The sequence below is a fragment of the Stenotrophomonas nitritireducens genome, assembly GCF_050984405.1.
In the GTDB taxonomy this organism is placed as follows: Bacteria; Pseudomonadota; Gammaproteobacteria; order Xanthomonadales; family Xanthomonadaceae; genus Stenotrophomonas; species Stenotrophomonas nitritireducens_B.
In genome coordinates, this window is sequence record NZ_CP158790.1 from 2,901,282 (window position 1) to 2,917,076 (window position 15,795).

A 15,795-nucleotide genomic window follows, 5' to 3' on the forward strand; every position below is an offset into this window, starting at 1 on the left:
TAACGATCGGTGATGAGCCGCGCATTATCCCCCTATCGGCGCGATACCGCAGGTTTTGATGCCGGCCAGCGCGCCACGCACCGTTCCATGGCCGGGAATGGCCGCCTCCGGCGCCACCTCGGCCAGCGGCAGCAGGGCGAAGGCGCGCTCGTGCAGGTGCGGGTGCGGCACCTTCAAGTGCGGCAGGTCGATCACCTGTTCGCCGTACAGCAGCAGGTCCAGGTCGAGCGTGCGCGGCCCCCAGCGTTCGCCCGGCAGGCGCACGCGGCCGAAGGCCTGCTCGGTGGCCAGCAGCCGCTCCAGCAGCGCCGGCGCCGGCAGCATGGTCTCCAGCGCCACCGCGGCATTGATGAAATCCGGCTGGTCCTCGTTGCCCCAGGCCGGGGTGCGGTACAGCCGCGAGGCGGCCAGCAGGCGGCAGTCCGGCAGCGCCGCCAGCGCCTGGATCGCCGCGCGCACGCACGGTCGCCGGCGCGTCGCCGAGGTTGGCGCCCAGCCCGACGCAGGCCATGACCATGCGGCTTACTCGCCGGCGACCGCGCTGCTGCGACGGCGGCGACGGCGCCGCCGCTTGGGCGCGCCCTCTTCCAGGGCGTCGTCGACGTGCAGCGAATCCAGCGCCGAATCCAGTTCGCGCCCGGACTGCTGCTGCGCCTCGCGCCAGAACTCGATGTCGGCCGCATGCTCGCTGGACGCGGCCTGGCGCAACACCAGGAAGTCGAACGCGGCGCGGAAGCGCGGATGGGTGAGCGTGCGGAACACGCGCTTGCGCTGGCGCGAGGAAAAACGCGACTGCAGCAGCCAGATTTCCTGCATCGGCAGCGAGAACCGGCGCGGCAGCGCGATGGTGGTGAGCTGGTGCAGGGTGACGCGGTCGGCCGCGCGGCGCTGCGCCTCTTCCGGTGCCAGCCCTTGCCGCTGCAGGGAAATCAGGGTGCGGCAGAACGCCGGCCACAGCAGCAGGGCGAACAGGAAGGCCGGCGATACCGGCTCGTCGTTGGCCACGCGCTCGTCGGTGCTGCGCAGGCCCTCGATCACGAAACGGCGCAACGCGCCGCTGCGGTTGCTCTTCAGCGCGGCCGCGCTCTCCGGGAACAGCGCCGGCAGCAGCCCGTGGTGCTCCAGCCCCTCGAAGCTGGCCACGCCATGCCCGGACAGGAACAGCTTGAGCACTTCCTCGAACAGCCGCGCCGGCGCGGCTTCGTCCAGCAGGCCGGCCAGGCGCGGGATCGGCGCGGCGGTGGCCGCCTCGATCCCGAAACCGAGCTTGGCCGCCAGGCGCACCGCGCGCAGCATGCGCACCGGGTCCTCGCGGTAGCGCTGCTCGGGATCGCCGATCAGCTTCATGCGCCGCGCCAGCACGTCCTCGAACCCGCCGACGTAGTCGCGCACCGAGAAGTCCTCGATGGCGTAATACAGGGCATTGCAGGTGAAGTCGCGGCGTACCGCGTCGTCCTCGATGCTGCCGTAGACGTTGTCGCGCACCAGCATGCCGTTCTCGACCTCGCGGTCGCCGCTGCCGTCGTCGCTGTTGGCGCGGAAGGTGGCGACCTCGATGATCTCGCGGCCGAACACCACGTGCGCCAGGCGGAAGCGGCGGCCGATCAGCCGGCAGTTGCGGAACAACTGCTTGACCTGCTCCGGCGTGGCGTCGGTGGCCACGTCGAAATCCTTGGGCCGCCCCCCCACCAGCAGGTCGCGGACGGCGCCGCCGACCAGATAGGCGCCGAACCCGGCCTCGCGCAGGCGGTAGAGCACACGCAGCGCGTTGGGACTGATGTCCTTGCGCGAAATGGTGTGCTGGTCGCGCGGGATGACGCGCAGGGTGAACGGCGTTGTAACTGTGGAATTGATGGTGGCGATTCCGGTTGGGGTTGCAGGGTTGCCTGGCGGCAAACAGGTGCATATACTAGCGCGCTCGCCGGACGCGACCAAACGCTCCCTTCGTCTAGTGGTTAGGACGTGGCCCTCTCAAGGCTAAAACAGGGGTTCGAGTCCCCTAGGGAGCGCCAACTCCGTCCGCGACATCAAAAAGCCCCGCCTGCGCGGGGTTTTTTGTTCCCGCCATCCCTGGCGGAAACCCTTCGGGCCATCGACAAGCGATGTCAAAAACCGCTCCAGGCGGTTTTTTTGTTGCCCGCTCTCCGGCGACCGCCCGCGGGACATCGCTCTGCGCATTGCCCCGCTACGCGACGGGTGCCCACGCCGCGCCATCCAGTGAGGACGCCTCCTGCGACATCGCGTCGCAGCCGACGCATCACGCCGCGTCGCCCGCGCCCACGCGGAAGCAAGGCCGCGGACCGTTTTTCCGCTGCTGTACCACTCTCCAGCGCCTGCACCGGCACGGCGCGCAACCGCCCCGCCAGCGCATGCCCGCCTGCGCGCAGCCGCCGCGGATGAAAATGGTCCCGCCCTCCGGCCGCATCCTGCTCTAGAATTACGGGGTTCAACGCCGGACCCCGTCATGCCTTTTGTCGTCACCGAAAACTGCATCAAGTGCAAACACACCGATTGCGTCGAAGTCTGCCCCGTGGACTGCTTCCATGAAGGCCCCAACTTCCTGGTGATCGACCCGGACGAGTGCATCGACTGCACGCTGTGCGAACCGGAGTGCCCGGTCAACGCCATCTATCCCGAGGACGACGTGCCCGCCGGGCAGGAAGGCTTCGTCGCCCTGAACGCCGAACTGGCCAAGGCCTGGCCGGTGCTGACGGTGCGCAAGGATCCGCCGGCCGACGCCGCCGAATGGGACGGCAAGCCGGACAAGCTCAAGCTGCTGGAACGCTGATCGTCCAGCACGAGGAAGGAAAAAGGGCGCCGAAGGCGCCCTTTTCGTTTCCGGCGTGTCGTCGCCGGCGAGAAGCGTGCGCATGGCGGCATCGCCGCCGCCATGGACCAGCGCCGGCGCTTACTGCGCCAGCTTGGCCTTCAGCGCCTGGAGCAGCTTGATCGCCGCCGGGTCGGTGGCCGGCAGGCCGCGCGGATCGACCGCCGACACATAGGCGCCGGCTTCGACGCCGACCACGCGCACCAGGAAGTTGCTGCCTTCGTAGGCCACGTCGTACGAACCCAGCAGCTGGGCGCGGCTGGCGATGGTCAGGCCCTCGACCGTGGCGAGCGCGTCGCCGACCTTGCCGAACACCTCGTCGCGGCTGCCCGGCAGGGTGAAACCGCCCTGCGCGGGCTGGGCGGCCGGAGCCGGGCGCGCGGCCGAGGCCAGCGCCCGGCACCTGCGACGCGCCGGCGGTGTTGGGCAGGTTCAGGTCCGGCGGCACTTCGAGCGGGCGCATTTCCGGCGCCAGCGCGTAGTCGCCGCGCGCGCCGCGGTGGCAGCCGGTCGCGGTGACGGTGGTGGCGACGGCAAGCAGGGCCAGCGAAAGTGCGCGTACGGCGGAACGGGAATGACGCATGGTGGATCTCCAGGTTCTGGCCACTGCAGGTTCAGTGGCTGGATAGTTCTTCCAGCGCGCCCACGTCGGCCGCCAGGTGGTCGGCGGCGGCGTGGTGCGAGGCGGAAAGCGGCAACAGCGGCAGGCGTAGTCCATGGCCGATGCCCAGGCGCTGCAGCAGCGCCTTGACCGGGATCGGATTGGATTCGAGAGTGAAGAAATCGTGGTAGGGCTGCAAGCGCGCGTCCCAGGCCTCGGCGGCGGCATGGTTGCCGGCGCGGGCCAGGTCGCACATGGTACGGAAGGCGCCGGGCAGGACGTTGGAACCGACCGATACCAGGCCGTCGGCGCCGGCCAGCATCGAGCGCGCGGCGCTGCCATCGTCGCCACTGAGGACGGCGAAACCATCGCCGCGCAGCTCCAGCAGCGCCTTCATGCGCGCCATGTCGCTGACCGCTTCCTTGATGCCGACGATGTTCGGATGCGAGGCCAGTCCGGCCACGGTCTCCGGCAGCAGGTCGCAGCCGGTGCGGCCGGGCACGTTGTACAGCACCACCGGCAGCCCGCCCTGCTCGGCCACGGCCAGGAAGTGCTGGCGCAGCCCTTCCTGGGTCGGGCGCACGTACGGCGGGGTGACGACCAGCGCATGGGTGGCGCCGTTGCGCGCGGCGCGGCGGGTCGCCTCGATGGTCCGCGCGGTGCCGGACTGGCCGGTTCCGGCCAGCACCGGCATGCGGCCGCCGAGGGCTTCCACGGCCATGCGCAGCAGGGAATCGTATTCGGCCCCGGACAGCGTCGCCGCCTCGCCGGTGGAACCGGCCACCACCACGCCCTGCGCGCCACCGGCCGCCTGCAGCGCCAGCAGGCGCTGCCAGCCCTCGGTATCGAGCGCGCCGTCGGCAAGGAAAGGCGTCGCCAGGGCGGTGATGAGGCCGGAAATGGACAAGGGAAACGCCGTTCTTCGTGGGGGCTGGGAATCCCGCCTGGAGGCGGGTTCGTGACCGGGGGCATGTTACTTGCCGGTCGAAAGCACGGGCAAGTATGCTGGGTGCCAGCGAACGTGCCCGCGCCGGCGCCGTTCAGACTCACAGAGCACCCCGGAACCACCTTGACCAACAGCACCCCGCGGCCGCAGCCGACCGAAAACCACCTCCTGATCAACGCCTACACGACGCATCCGGAGTCCCCCCTGCTGTCCGTCACCCGCCGCATCGCCGACAGCGGCTGCAACCTGGTCGATGCGCGGCTGTCCACGGTGGGCCGCGACGTCTCGGTCACCACCCTGGCCACCGGCTCGTGGGATTCGGTGGCCAAGCTCGAGGCGATGCTGACCCGGCTGGAGCGCGAGGAAGGCCTGAAGCTGGTGTGGTACCGCACCGCCGCCAAGCAGGCGCAGTCCAACCTGCTGCCCTACATCGTCGAGGTGATCGCCGCGGACAAGCCCGGCATCCTGTTCCAGCTGGCCGACTTCTTCGACCGCCAGGGCATCACCATCGAGAACCTGCAGAGCACCCGCTACCAGGCCATGCAGACCGGCGCGGAGATGTTCTCGGCGCAGATCACCATCGGCGTGCCGGCCAACATGCACATCGCCGCCCTGCGCGACGATTTCCTCGAGTTCTGCGACCACCTCAACCTGGACGCGATCATGGACCCGATGAAGTTCTGACCCTTCGCGCGTCCGTCACGGCCGCGCGGCGTTTCATGTAATTGCAATCGAAGTACCCCAGGCTCCGGAAAGGATCTGATGAACATCGGCGATACCCTGGACCGCACCACCCTCGACCTGCCGCTGGCACTGTCCGGCGGCGACACCACCACCCTCGCCGCGCAGGCCGGCCACTGGCTGGTGCTCTACTTCTACCCGAAGGACAGCACGCCCGGCTGCACCACCGAGGGCATCGACTTCAATGCCCTGCTGCCCAGGTTCAAGCGCGCCGGCGCCGTGGTCATGGGCGTCTCGCGCGACTCGGTGAAGTCGCACGACAACTTCTGCGCCAAACAGGGCTTCAGGTTCCCGCTCGTCAGCGATGCCGACGAAGCGCTGTGCAATGCCTTCGACGTGATCAAAATGAAGAACATGTACGGCAAACAGGTGCGCGGCATCGAACGCAGCACCTTCCTGGTCTCGCCAGACGGCACGCTGGTGCAGGAATGGCGCAAGGTCAAGGTCGCCGGCCATGCCGAAGCCGTGCTCGAAGCCCTGAAGGCCGCCCAGTCCAAGTGAGTCCCATCGCCCACCTCGTCCGCCGCGCCCCTGCCCCGCAGGCCGTGGCGGTTTTTCCCTGCCCGTAACCAGGAATCGACGATGACCCGAGGCAAGCGCATCTACGTGCTGGATACCAACGTGCTGATGCACGATCCGACCGCGCTGTTCAAATTCGAGGAACACGACGTCTACCTGCCGATGCAGGTGATCGAGGAGCTGGACAACGGCAAGAAGGGCACCTCCGAAGCCAGCCGCAACGCGCGCCAGGTCAGCCGCTTCCTCAACGAGCTGATCGAAGCCTCCGGCATCGGCGGCATCGCCAGGGGCGTGCCGCTGGTGCTGCCGCAGGGGCTGCAGCTGCGCGGCGCGCGCAGCGCCGGCCACCTGTATTTCCAGACCAGCCACTTCGAGGCCGGCAAGAGCTTCGGCGCGGTGATCCCGGACAACGCCATCCTCGGCGCGATCCTCGCGCTGAAGGAGCAGACGCCGGACGTGCCGGTGGTGTTCGTCTCCAAGGACATCAACCTGCGCATCAAGGCGGCCATCGCCGGCATCGACTCTGAGGACTACGAGAACGATCGCGCGCTGGACGACTTCAGCCTGCTGTACACCGGCGCCACGCCGCTGCCCGAGGATTTCTGGAAGAAGCATTCCGGCGACCTGCGCAGCTGGAGCGACAAGGGCCGCACCAGCTACGAGGTGCACGCCACCGACGACGAAGAATGGTTCCCGAACCAGTATGTCTACCTGCCGGGCGAGGACGAGGTCGAACTCAAGGTCGCCAGGGTGGAGGCCGACGGTCGCGTCACCCTCACCCTGGTGGACGATTTCCGCCACGGCGCGCATTCGGTGTGGGGCATCACCGCGCGCAACCGCGAGCAGAACTTCGCGCTCAACGCGCTGATGGACCCGGAAATCGACTTCGTCACCCTGCTCGGCACTGCCGGTACCGGCAAGACCCTGCTGGCGCTGGCCGCCGGCCTAGCGCAGACCATGGACACGCAGCGCTACCGCGAGATCATCATGACCCGCGCCACGGTCAGCGTCGGCGAGGACATCGGCTTCCTGCCCGGCACCGAGGAAGAAAAGATGACGCCGTGGATGGGCGCGCTCACCGACAACCTGGAAGTGCTCACCCACAACCAGGAAGGGGGCGCCTGGGGCCGCGCGGCCACCAACGACCTGCTCGCCTCGCGCATCAAGATCCGCTCGCTGAACTTCATGCGCGGGCGTACCTTCCTGTCGCGCTACCTGATCCTGGACGAGGCGCAGAACCTCACCCCGAAGCAGATGAAAACCCTGATCACCCGCGCCGGCCCCGGCACCAAGATCGTCTGCCTGGGCAACGTCGAGCAGATCGACACACCGTATCTGACCGAGACCACCTCGGGCCTGACCTACGCGGTGGACCGCTTCAAGAACTGGCCGCACAGCGCGCACATCACCCTGCGCCGCGGCGAGCGCTCGCGGCTGGCCGACTACGCGTCCGAAGTCCTGTGACCGGCGCCGGCCGCATGCCATGCACGCGGCCGGCTATGCTCTGCCTTCCTTCCACTCACCGCCCCGGGCCATGACCGACAACAGGATCGAATGCTGCAAATGCCAGACACCGATGCAACCGGGCTACCTCATGGAAAAAGGCCATGGCAACAAGCACTCGATCACCACATGGGCCAGGGGGCAGCCGCAGAAATCGTTCTGGATGGGGCTAAAGTCACCGCAGGAAAAGCTGGAAACCCGCACTTACCGCTGCCCGCGCTGCGGTTACCTTGAAACCTACGCCCCCACCACCATCGCCTGATGTTCCCCTCGCCTCGCCGGAGTTTCACGTGAAAGCCGTCCATCCGCTGCCCCTGCTCGCTACCTGCCTGCTCGCGCTGGCCGCCTGCACGCCGGCCAACGTCAAGCCCGGCGCAAGCGTGCCGACGGCGCTCAAGGCCGGACAGTCATGGGTGGTCACCCGCCCCGCGGTCGCCGCGCAGGTGCTGGACACCTGCTCGCGCGACAGCCCGGCCAGGCGCGCCGATGGCGTCAGCGGCTACTGGGCGCCCAGTCGCGCGCAGATCGAAGGGCTGGAGAGCCGCCTGGCGCAGCTGCAGCCGGCCATCGCCGAGCCGGTCCGTTCCGGCCGCCAGTACGTGGGCTTCGTTTCGCAGGGCCGGCAGCTGATCTACATCAACGCCTTCACCCTGCCCGACCACGAGAAGATCAACCCCGCGCGCGAGGCGGTGCGCGTCTGCGACGGCGGCGCCGCATTCTGGGGCGCGGTATACGACCCGCAATCGGGCACGTTCTCAGACATCGCGACCAACGGCGGATTCTGAGCCGACGGCGGCATGGGCATACAGCTTCCGCGTTGGGTGTGGATCGGCGCGATCGCGCTGTCCTGCGTGGCCGGCATGGTCAACGTGGTCGGCTTCCTCGGCTTCGAGCACCAGGCCGTCAGCCACCTCACCGGCACCACCAGCCAGCTCGGCATGGCGTTGGCGCAGCGCGACTGGCGCGGCGTCGCGCACCTGTGGGGCATGCTGATCGCCTTCTCGCTGGGCGCGATGCTCAGCGGCCTGATCGTGCAGGACGGCGCGCTGCGCCTGGGCCGGCGCTACGGCGTGGTGCTGACCATCGAATCGCTGCTGCTGCTGGCGGCGATCCCGCTGTTCAAGCAGCAGCAGATCTGGGGCGCGCTGGCCGCGGCCATGGCCTGCGGCCTGCAGAACGCCATGGCCACCACCTTCAGCGGCGCGGTGGTGCGCACCACCCACCTCAGCGGCATGTTCACCGACCTGGGCATCGGCCTGGGCCATCTGCTGCGCGGACTGCCGCTGCAGGTGCGGAGGCTGACGCTCAGCGGCCTGATCATCGGCGGTTTCCTCGCCGGCGGCATCATCGGCGCGTGGCTGTTCCTGCGCTTCGGCTATGACGCGCTGCTCGCGCCGGCCCTGCTGACCGGCTGCACCGGCGCCACCTACATCGGCTACCGGCTGACCCGGCGCGCGCCGCGCGCCTGACGGCAGGCAGCGGCGAAACACTGCACAATCCCGCCATGACGCCTTCCACGCCCGTTTCCGCCCTCACCATCGCCGGTTCCGACTCCGGTGGCGGCGCCGGCATCCAGGCCGACCTCAAAGCCTTCGCCGCGCACCGCGTGCACGGCCTGTCGGCCATCGCCGCGCTGACCGCGCAGAACACCCGCGGCGTCACCGCCGTGCACGTGCCGCCGCTGGAATTCCTGCAGGCGCAGCTCGACGCCTGCTTCGACGACTTCGACATCCACGCGGTCAAGCTCGGCATGCTCGCCAACGCCGAGGTGATCCACCTGGTGGCCGAGGTCCTGGAACGGCGCCGTCCGCCGCAGGTGGTGCTGGACCCGGTGATGGTCGCCACCAGCGGCGCCCGGCTGCTGGAGAACAGCGCGCTGCACGCCCTGCGTACGCGCCTGCTGCCGCTGGCCACGCTGCTCACGCCGAACACGCCCGAAGCGGAACTGCTGCTGGACCGCCGCATCGCCAGCGCCGCCGATGCGGAAGACGCCGCGACGGCACTGCTCGCGCTCGGCACCGGCGCAGTGCTGCTCAAGGGCGGCCACCTGGCCGAAGGCCCGCGCGTGATCGACCGCTATTACGACGGCGTCGCCAGCGAGGAATTCAGCCACGCGCGCCTGCCCGTCGATGCGCACGGCACCGGCTGCACGCTGGCCTCGGCCATCGCCGCGCAGCTGTGCCGCGGGCTGTCACTGCCCAATGCGTGCGAGGCGGCCATCGATTACGTCGCGCGCGGCCTGCGCGGCGGCTACCGGCCGGGGCGCAGCGAGGTCATGGTGCTGGACCACTTCGGTGCGGCGCATCCGGCATGAACGCGGCGACCGCCCTTGCCGTCGCTGCGGCGGACGGACACCGTTTCGAGCTGCTCGCCCATGTGCCGCCCCGGCCCGTGGCGGCCGTGCTGTGGCTACCGGCGCTGGGCGTGGCCGCCCGCCATTACCTGCCGCTGGCCGAGGCGCTGGCTGCGCGCGGCGTGGCCGTGTTCGTCCACGAATGGCGCGGCAACGGCAGCAGCAGCCTGCGCGCGGACCGGAACCACGACTGGGGGTATCGCGAACTGCTGCAGCATGACCTCCCCGCCGCTGAAGCGGCCGCGCGCGCCGCGGTGCCGGGCGTCGCGCTGCGGCTGGGCGGGCACAGCCTGGTGTGGACAGCTGGCGTGCTGCCATGCAGGGCTGCACCCGGACGCCTTCGCCGGACTCTGGCTGGTCGCCAGCGGTACCCCGTGGTGGCGCGGCTTCCCCGCGCGCGCGCTGGCTGCTGCCGCTGGCCTATCGTTTCCTGCCCTGGCTGGCGCAGCGGCGCGGCGCGCTGCCGGGGCGCAGGCTGGGCTTCGGCGGCACGGAGGCGCGGGGCCTGATCCGCGACTGGGCCCGCGTCGGCCTGAGCGGCCACTACGCCGCGGCGGGCATGCCCGTCGACCTGGAAGCGGCGATGCATTCCCTCACCCTGCCAGTGAAGGCACTGCTGTTCGATGCCGACTGGCTGGCCCCGTCCGGCTCCATGCGCCACCTGCTGTCCAAGATGCCCGCCACGCCGGCAACACTGCGGATCCTGTCCGGCGATGAACTGGGCACGCGCGCCGACCATTTCAGCTGGATGAAATCGCCGGCCATCGTCGCCGATGCGCTGGTATCGCCGGCGTCCCAGGAATTTTCACAAAAGCGTTGACGCATGCGCGTCATATCCGCATAATTCCGCTCCTGACGACGCGCCCGTAGCTCAGTTGGATAGAGTACCTGGCTACGAACCAGGCGGTCGGGAGTTCGAATCTCTCCGGGCGCGCCAGTTTGGAACACTGTTCTTGCAGTGTTCCCCGTCAGAACAATCAAGGTAAAAACGCGCCCGTAGCTCAGTTGGATAGAGTACCTGGCTACGAACCAGGCGGTCGGGAGTTCGAATCTCTCCGGGCGCGCCATTACACCGAACAGCAGGCTTTGCCTGCTGTTTTTTTTCGTCCCGGCGATGGCGCACATTCCCGCCGCGGCCGACACGCCTCGCAGCGACACATCTTCTTCCCGCCCCTGCGACACCACGACATCCAGCCATGACGACCGCATCGTCATGACCGGAGGATCGTCGCCGGCAGAAATCCCCTGCGCGACTCGATATCGCACTTCGCCGACGACCGGAGGGTCGTCCGATGCAGGGACGGCAACAAAAAAGCGCCGGCTTGCGCCCGCGCTTTTTTGTTCCGAGCAGACTGCCGCCGATCAGGCTTCCGGCGGCGTGGCACCCTGCTCCGCATCGCCTGCCACCGCGTCCGCGTCCTCGTCGTCGGCCGACTGCAGCGAGGCATCCAGGCGTTCGACCGCCTGCAGCTTCTCGCCCTTGGACAGGCGGATCAGGGTCACGCCCTGGGTGTTGCGGCCCACGCGCGAGATTTCCGAACCGCGGGTACGCACCAGGGTGCCGCCATCGGAGATCAGCAGCACTTCATCGCCCGTGCCCAGCAGCACCGCGCTGACCAGCCTGCCGTTGCGCTCGCTGGTCTGGATGCCGATCACGCCCTGCGTGCCGCGGCCCTTGCGCGGGTAGTCGGCCAGCGGGGTGCGCTTGCCGTAGCCGTTCTCGGTGGCGGTGAGGATGTACTGCACGCCGGCATCGTCCGCCGACTCGACGATCTCGCCGCCCTCGACGGACACATCCTCGACACCGTTGTCGTCCTCGTTCTCGTCCTCGGCGCCGCCGGCGCTTTCGGCCACGATCAGGCTGACCACTTCCTCGCCCTTGGCCATCTTGATGCCGCGCACGCCGGTGGCGGTGCGGCCCATCGAACGCACCCTGTCCTCGCCGAAGCGCACGGTTTTGCCGTTGGAGGCGAACAGCAGGATGTCGCGCTCGCCGTCGGTCAGGCCGACACCCACCAGCGCATCGCCTTCATCCAAGTTGATGGCGATCTTGCCGCGCGCCAGGCGGAAGGCGAACTCGCTCAGCGGGGTCTTCTTCACCGTGCCGTTGCGGGTGGCGAAGAATACGAAATGGTTGTCGTCGTACTCGCGCACCGGCAGCACCGCCTGCACGCGCTCGCCGTTCTCCAGCGCGATCCAGTTGATGATCGGGCGGCCGCGCGCGTTGGAGCCGGCTTCCGGCAGCTGGTACACCGGCAGCCAGAACACCTTGCCGGAACTGGTGAAGGTCAGCAGCGTGTCATGGGTGTTGACCAGCCACAGCTGCTCGATCGAATCCTCGTCCTTGGTCGCCGCCGCGCTGCGGCCGCGGCCGCCGCGCTTCTGCGCGCGGTAGGCCGACACCGGCTGGCGCTTGACGTAGCCGGCGCGCGACAGCGTCACCACCACGTCCTCCGGCGCGATCAGGTCCAGGATGTCCAGGTCTTCCTCGCTGTGGCGGATCTCGGTGCGGCGCTCGTCGCCGTATTCGGCGCGCACGCTTTCCAGTTCCTCGCGGATCACCTGCAGCAGGCGGTCCGGGTTTTCCAGGATGTGGATCAGCCCGGCGATCACTTCCAGCAGCTGCTTGTATTCCTCGGTGAGCTTGTCCTGCTCCAGGCCGGTGAGGCGGTGCAGGCGCATTTCCAGGATCTGCGTGGCCTGCACGTCGGACAGCTGGTAGTTGCCGTCGACCAGGCCGATGCCCTTGGGCAGGTCTTCCGGACGCGAGGCCTCGGCGCCGGCGGCGCCGAGCAGCGCGCCGACCAGGCCCGGCTCCCACACCTTGGCGAGCATGCGCTCCTTGGCCTCGGCGGGGTTGGACGAGGTCTTGATCAGTTCGATCATCTCGTCGATGTTGGCCAGCGCGACGGTCAGGCCTTCCAATACGTGCGCACGGGCGCGCGCCTTGCGCAGTTCGAAGATGGTGCGGCGGGTGACGACCTCGCGGCGGTGGCGGACAAACGCCTCCAGCATCTCCTTGAGGTTGAGCAGCTTCGGGCGGCCGTCGACCAGCGCCACCATGTTGATGCCGAACACCGACTCCATCTGGGTCTGCTGGTACAGGTTGTTCAGCACGACCTCGGCCGACTCGCCGCGCTTGATCTCGATGTAGATGCGCATGCCGTCCTTGTCGGACTCGTCGCGCAGCTCGCTGATGCCCTCGAGCTTCTTTTCCTTGACCAGCTCGGCGATCTTCTCGATCAGCCGCGCCTTGTTCACCTGGTAGGGAATCTCGGTGACGATGATCGATTCGCGGCCGTTGTCGGCCACTTCGATGTCGGCCTTGGCGCGGATGCGCACGCGGCCGCGGCCGGTGCGGTAGCCGGCGATGATGCCGGCGGTGCCGTTGATGATGCCGGCGGTCGGGAAATCAGGGCCCGGGATGTATTCCATCAGGCCGTCGACGTCGATCGACGGGTTGTCGATCAGCGCGATGCAGGCGTTGATGGATTCGGTGAGGTTGTGCGGCGGGATGTTGGTGGCCATGCCCACCGCGATGCCGGCCGAACCGTTGACCAGCAGGTTCGGGAAGCGCGTCGGCAGGACCGTCGGCTCCAGTTCCTTCTCGTCGTAGTTGGGCTGGAAATCGACGGTTTCCTTGTCGATGTCGGCCAGCATCTCGTGGCTGATCCGCGACAGGCGCGATTCGGTGTAACGCATCGCCGCCGGGCTGTCGCCGTCGACCGAACCGAAGTTGCCCTGGCCGTCGATCTGCATGTAGCGCAGCGAGAACGGCTGCGCCATGCGCACCAGCGTGTCGTAGACCGCGCTGTCGCCGTGCGGATGGTATTTACCGATGACGTCGCCGACGATGCGCGCCGACTTGTAGTACGGCTTGTTGGCGTGCGCGCCAAGCTCCTGCATCGCGAAGAGGACGCGGCGATGGACCGGCTTGAGGCCGTCGCGGGCGTCGGGGAGCGCGCGCCCCACGATCACGCTCATGGCGTAATCGAGGTAGCTCTTGCGCATCTCGTCTTCCAGGTTGACCTGGATGATTTCCTTGGCGGTTTCTGCCATTCGGATTCCGTATTCTGGTAGCGGTCCGGAGCGGCGCCGACGGCCCTTGCGGGCGGTCGCGGCACAAGCCCGATTCAAGTGGCCGAGTTTACCACACGGCGCCGTCTGCCGCTTCCGGCGGCAGCACTTTTCACGGAATAAATCAGGGACTTAGCCGCCGGTTGCGGCTGTCCATGGCGGTTTCTGCCGGGCGCCGCCGGATGGCCGCCGTCCGCATCGCCGCGGGCGGCCGGATTCAGCCGCCGAAGGCGGCCCGCATGGCCTCGACGTCCGGGTCCAGGATCACGCCCTCCTCGGTCACGATGGCGTCGATCAGGCTGCCCGGGGTCACGTCGAACACCGGGTTCCAGGCCTGGATGCCTTCGGCCACGGTACGCACGCCGCCGACGCCGAACAGCTCGCCCGGGTCGCGCTGCTCGATCTCGATCTCATCGCCGTGCGCGGTGCCCATGTCCACCGTCGAGGACGGCGCCACCACCATGAACTTCACGCCGTGGTGGCGCGCGGCGATGGCCAGCTGGTAGGTGCCGATCTTGTTGGCGGTGTCGCCGTTGGCGCAGATGCGGTCGGCGCCGACGATCACCCACTGCACCGCGCCGGTCTTCATCAGGTGCGAGGCGGCCGAGTCGGCGACCAGGGTCGCGTCGATGCCGTCCTGCTGCAGCTCCCACACGGTCAGGCGCGCGCCCTGCAGCCACGGCCGGGTTTCGCCGGCGAACACGCGCGCGATGCGATCCTGCGCCATGCCGGCGCGGATCACGCCCAGCGCGGTGCCGAAGCCGGCGGTCGCCAGCGAACCGGTGTTGCAGTGGGTCAGCACGCCGCTGCCCGGCGCGATCAGGCCGGCGCCCAGTTCGCCCATGTGGCGGTTGGCGGCCAGGTCCTCATCGGCGATGGCTTGGGCTTCCAGCGCCAGCACCTGCTTCCAGTCGCTGCCGGCACCGGCCAGCGCGCGGCGCATGCGCGCCAGCGCCCAGGCCAGGTTCACGGCGGTCGGGCGCGCGCGGCATTCAGGCGCGCCATCGCCGGTTCCAGCGCCCGCAGCGCGGCCGCGCCGTCGCCGGCGTCCACCTCGCGCGCGGCCAGCACCACGCCCCAGGCCGCGGCGATGCCGATCGCCGGCGCGCCGCGCACGGTGAGCGCGTGGATGGCCCCGGCGACCGCGTCGCTGTCGCCGCACAGCACATGCTCGACGACGAACGGCAGCTTGCGCTGGTCCAGCAGCTCCAGTGCGTCGCCGGTCCAGCGGATCGGGCGGATGTGGTCGTAGCGGGCGTAATCGATGGCGGGGTTCTCGTTCATCGCGCCATTGTATCGGTGCCGCCGTCAGTCCGCGGAGAACTCGGCGCGGCAGCCCTTGTCCACCCAGATGCCGGCGCGGTCCCAGCCCCAGCTGCGGCCTTCCTCGCAGGCGGCGTTGGACAGCTGCCTGACCAGGGTGACCCTGCGTTCGACGCTCACCCCGCATTCGCGGCGCATCTCGCTTTTCGACTCGCAGGTGACCTGGCGCGGGATGTCCACGAACCCGGAGCCGTCCTCGGCCGCGACCTCGAACTGGCCCTCGCAGCCGCGGCTCACCCAGATCTCGTTGCGCCCGTATCCCCACGTGCGCCCTTCCCGGCACGGCAGCAGCGACTGCTGGCGGATCAGCCGCACCGGCGCGCCGCGCAGCAGCACGGGGCAGCTGATGGTTCGCCCGCCCTTGGATTCGCAGCGCACCACGCGCCGGACCCGGCGCTGCGCAGTGGCCGGCGCGGCGGCGAATTCCGCGCGGCAGCCGCGACTGACCCACACGCCGCGCTCGTCCGCGCCCCAGCTGGTCTCGCGGATGCAGCTGTGGGTGGACAGCTGCCGCACCAGCTGCACGCCGCGCGATACATCCATCGCGCAGTGCTGGCGCGCGCTGCCATCGGCTTCGCACCGCAGCACCGGCGCATCGGCCGGCGACGCCTCGTCCTGCCCGGCAAGGGCCAGCACCGGCATCAGCCACAACAACAGGCCGCAAACACCCTTCATCCGACTTCCACCCTGCAATCGACGGATTCCACCGATACGGACACTGCATCGGCAGGCGTGATCAGAGCATCATCGCCGGTAGACAGGCAATAGCGCCGCGCGGCGGTTAACGCGAAGGCCGGCAGCGTTCATCCGCGCTGGCCGCGTACGGGCGACGCGGGCCGATCCGCGCGCCGACGGACTCTGGCACCACCCGCACGCTGCCGCGGCGCGTCCTGCAGGCGCACGCC

At 69.1% G+C, this 15,795-nt stretch carries 12 protein-coding genes, 3 tRNA genes and 4 pseudogenes; 12 read left to right on the plus strand and 7 right to left on the minus strand.

What is annotated here, in order from left to right:
• Window positions 1–24: 24 nt before the first annotated feature.
• Together folK and pcnB are read right to left on the minus strand one after the other, a co-directional pair.
• Window positions 25–517: pseudogene (gene folK / locus ABTV91_RS12895) on the minus strand (2-amino-4-hydroxy-6-hydroxymethyldihydropteridine diphosphokinase).
• A 5-nt stretch (window positions 518–522) separates the two neighbouring features.
• Window positions 523–1,896 (minus strand): polynucleotide adenylyltransferase PcnB, encoded by a 1,374-nt coding sequence (pcnB, locus tag ABTV91_RS12900; protein WP_433851799.1) that lies wholly within the window; start codon window positions 1,894–1,896, stop codon window positions 523–525.
• A 41-nt stretch (window positions 1,897–1,937) separates the two neighbouring features.
• Here pcnB and ABTV91_RS12905 point away from each other — a divergent pair.
• A tRNA-Glu gene (locus ABTV91_RS12905) sits at window positions 1,938–2,012 on the plus strand.
• Between the two features lie 452 nt (window positions 2,013–2,464).
• Window positions 2,465–2,788 (plus strand): ferredoxin FdxA, encoded by a 324-nt coding sequence (fdxA, locus tag ABTV91_RS12910; RefSeq protein ID WP_153190166.1) that lies wholly within the window; start codon window positions 2,465–2,467, stop codon window positions 2,786–2,788.
• Between the two features lie 120 nt (window positions 2,789–2,908).
• Here the strand turns inward: fdxA and ABTV91_RS12915 are convergent.
• A pseudogene (locus ABTV91_RS12915) lies at window positions 2,909–3,410 on the minus strand (hypothetical protein).
• Window positions 3,411–3,441: 31 nt separating this feature from the next.
• Window positions 3,442–4,335 carry a 4-hydroxy-tetrahydrodipicolinate synthase gene (dapA, locus tag ABTV91_RS12920; protein ID WP_433851800.1) on the minus strand — a complete coding sequence of 298 codons (894 nt, stop codon included), beginning with the start codon at window positions 4,333–4,335 and terminating at the stop codon, window positions 3,442–3,444.
• Between the two features lie 63 nt (window positions 4,336–4,398).
• On the opposite strand from dapA, the gene ABTV91_RS12925 reads away from it, so the two are divergent.
• The 10 genes and pseudogenes from ABTV91_RS12925 (at window position 4,399) to ABTV91_RS12970 (ending at window position 10,557) form a co-directional block, all read left to right on the plus strand.
• Window positions 4,399–5,058 (plus strand): glycine cleavage system protein R, encoded by a 660-nt coding sequence (locus ABTV91_RS12925; protein WP_425477797.1) that lies wholly within the window; start codon window positions 4,399–4,401, stop codon window positions 5,056–5,058.
• A 78-nt stretch (window positions 5,059–5,136) separates the two neighbouring features.
• Window positions 5,137–5,616, plus strand: coding sequence for a peroxiredoxin (locus tag ABTV91_RS12930; protein WP_433851801.1), 480 nt, complete (start codon window positions 5,137–5,139; stop codon window positions 5,614–5,616).
• 81 nt (window positions 5,617–5,697) lie between these two features.
• Window positions 5,698–7,098, plus strand: a complete 1,401-nt coding sequence (locus ABTV91_RS12935; protein WP_433851802.1) for a PhoH family protein — start codon at window positions 5,698–5,700, stop codon at window positions 7,096–7,098.
• Between the two features lie 70 nt (window positions 7,099–7,168).
• Window positions 7,169–7,399, plus strand: a complete 231-nt coding sequence (locus ABTV91_RS12940; protein ID WP_433851803.1) for a hypothetical protein — start codon at window positions 7,169–7,171, stop codon at window positions 7,397–7,399.
• A gap of 28 nt (window positions 7,400–7,427) precedes the next feature.
• On the plus strand, window positions 7,428–7,922 hold the full coding sequence (locus tag ABTV91_RS12945; protein WP_433851804.1) for a hypothetical protein: 495 nt from the start codon (window positions 7,428–7,430) through the stop codon (window positions 7,920–7,922).
• 12 nt (window positions 7,923–7,934) lie between these two features.
• The gene (locus ABTV91_RS12950; RefSeq protein WP_433851805.1) at window positions 7,935–8,606 is read left to right on the plus strand and encodes a YoaK family protein; all 672 of its coding nucleotides are present in this window, start codon (window positions 7,935–7,937) and stop codon (window positions 8,604–8,606) included.
• A 35-nt stretch (window positions 8,607–8,641) separates the two neighbouring features.
• Window positions 8,642–9,451: a bifunctional hydroxymethylpyrimidine kinase/phosphomethylpyrimidine kinase gene (thiD, locus tag ABTV91_RS12955; RefSeq protein WP_433851806.1), complete on the plus strand. Its 810-nt coding sequence runs from the start codon at window positions 8,642–8,644 to the stop codon at window positions 9,449–9,451.
• Window positions 9,448–10,310, plus strand: a pseudogene (locus tag ABTV91_RS12960) (alpha/beta hydrolase family protein). Before thiD ends, ABTV91_RS12960 begins: the two are co-directional and overlap by 4 nt.
• 40 nt (window positions 10,311–10,350) lie before the next feature.
• Window positions 10,351–10,427: transfer RNA gene (locus tag ABTV91_RS12965), tRNA-Arg, on the plus strand.
• Window positions 10,428–10,480: 53 nt separating this feature from the next.
• Window positions 10,481–10,557, plus strand: a tRNA-Arg gene (locus ABTV91_RS12970).
• Between the two features lie 295 nt (window positions 10,558–10,852).
• Here ABTV91_RS12970 and gyrA read toward each other — a convergent pair.
• The 3 genes and pseudogenes from gyrA to ABTV91_RS12985 form a co-directional block, all read right to left on the minus strand.
• Window positions 10,853–13,549, minus strand: a complete 2,697-nt coding sequence (gene gyrA / locus ABTV91_RS12975; RefSeq protein WP_433851807.1) for a DNA gyrase subunit A — start codon at window positions 13,547–13,549, stop codon at window positions 10,853–10,855.
• 235 nt (window positions 13,550–13,784) lie between these two features.
• Window positions 13,785–14,851 (minus strand): annotated as a pseudogene (gene mtnA, locus ABTV91_RS12980) (S-methyl-5-thioribose-1-phosphate isomerase).
• A 24-nt stretch (window positions 14,852–14,875) separates the two neighbouring features.
• Window positions 14,876–15,565 carry a DUF3011 domain-containing protein gene (locus ABTV91_RS12985; protein WP_433851808.1) on the minus strand — a complete coding sequence of 230 codons (690 nt, stop codon included), beginning with the start codon at window positions 15,563–15,565 and terminating at the stop codon, window positions 14,876–14,878.
• Window positions 15,566–15,795: the final 230 nt, after the last annotated feature.

Bases quoted from the DNA above. Each gene is read 5' to 3' on its own strand.
- ABTV91_RS12930 (WP_433851801.1), top strand. From the start codon at position 5,137: ATGAACATCGGCGATACCCTGGACCGCACCACCCTCGACCTGCCGCTG.
- ABTV91_RS12985 (WP_433851808.1), bottom strand. From the start codon at position 15,565: ATGAAGGGTGTTTGCGGCCTGTTGTTGTGGCTGATGCCGGTGCTGGCC.
- thiD (WP_433851806.1), top strand. From the start codon at position 8,642: ATGACGCCTTCCACGCCCGTTTCCGCCCTCACCATCGCCGGTTCCGAC.
- ABTV91_RS12925 (WP_425477797.1), top strand. From the start codon at position 4,399: ATGTTACTTGCCGGTCGAAAGCACGGGCAAGTATGCTGGGTGCCAGCG.
- ABTV91_RS12935 (WP_433851802.1), top strand. From the start codon at position 5,698: ATGACCCGAGGCAAGCGCATCTACGTGCTGGATACCAACGTGCTGATG.
- ABTV91_RS12940 (WP_433851803.1), top strand. From the start codon at position 7,169: ATGACCGACAACAGGATCGAATGCTGCAAATGCCAGACACCGATGCAA.
- fdxA (WP_153190166.1), top strand. From the start codon at position 2,465: ATGCCTTTTGTCGTCACCGAAAACTGCATCAAGTGCAAACACACCGAT.
- ABTV91_RS12950 (WP_433851805.1), top strand. From the start codon at position 7,935: ATGGGCATACAGCTTCCGCGTTGGGTGTGGATCGGCGCGATCGCGCTG.
- gyrA (WP_433851807.1), bottom strand. From the start codon at position 13,549: ATGGCAGAAACCGCCAAGGAAATCATCCAGGTCAACCTGGAAGACGAG.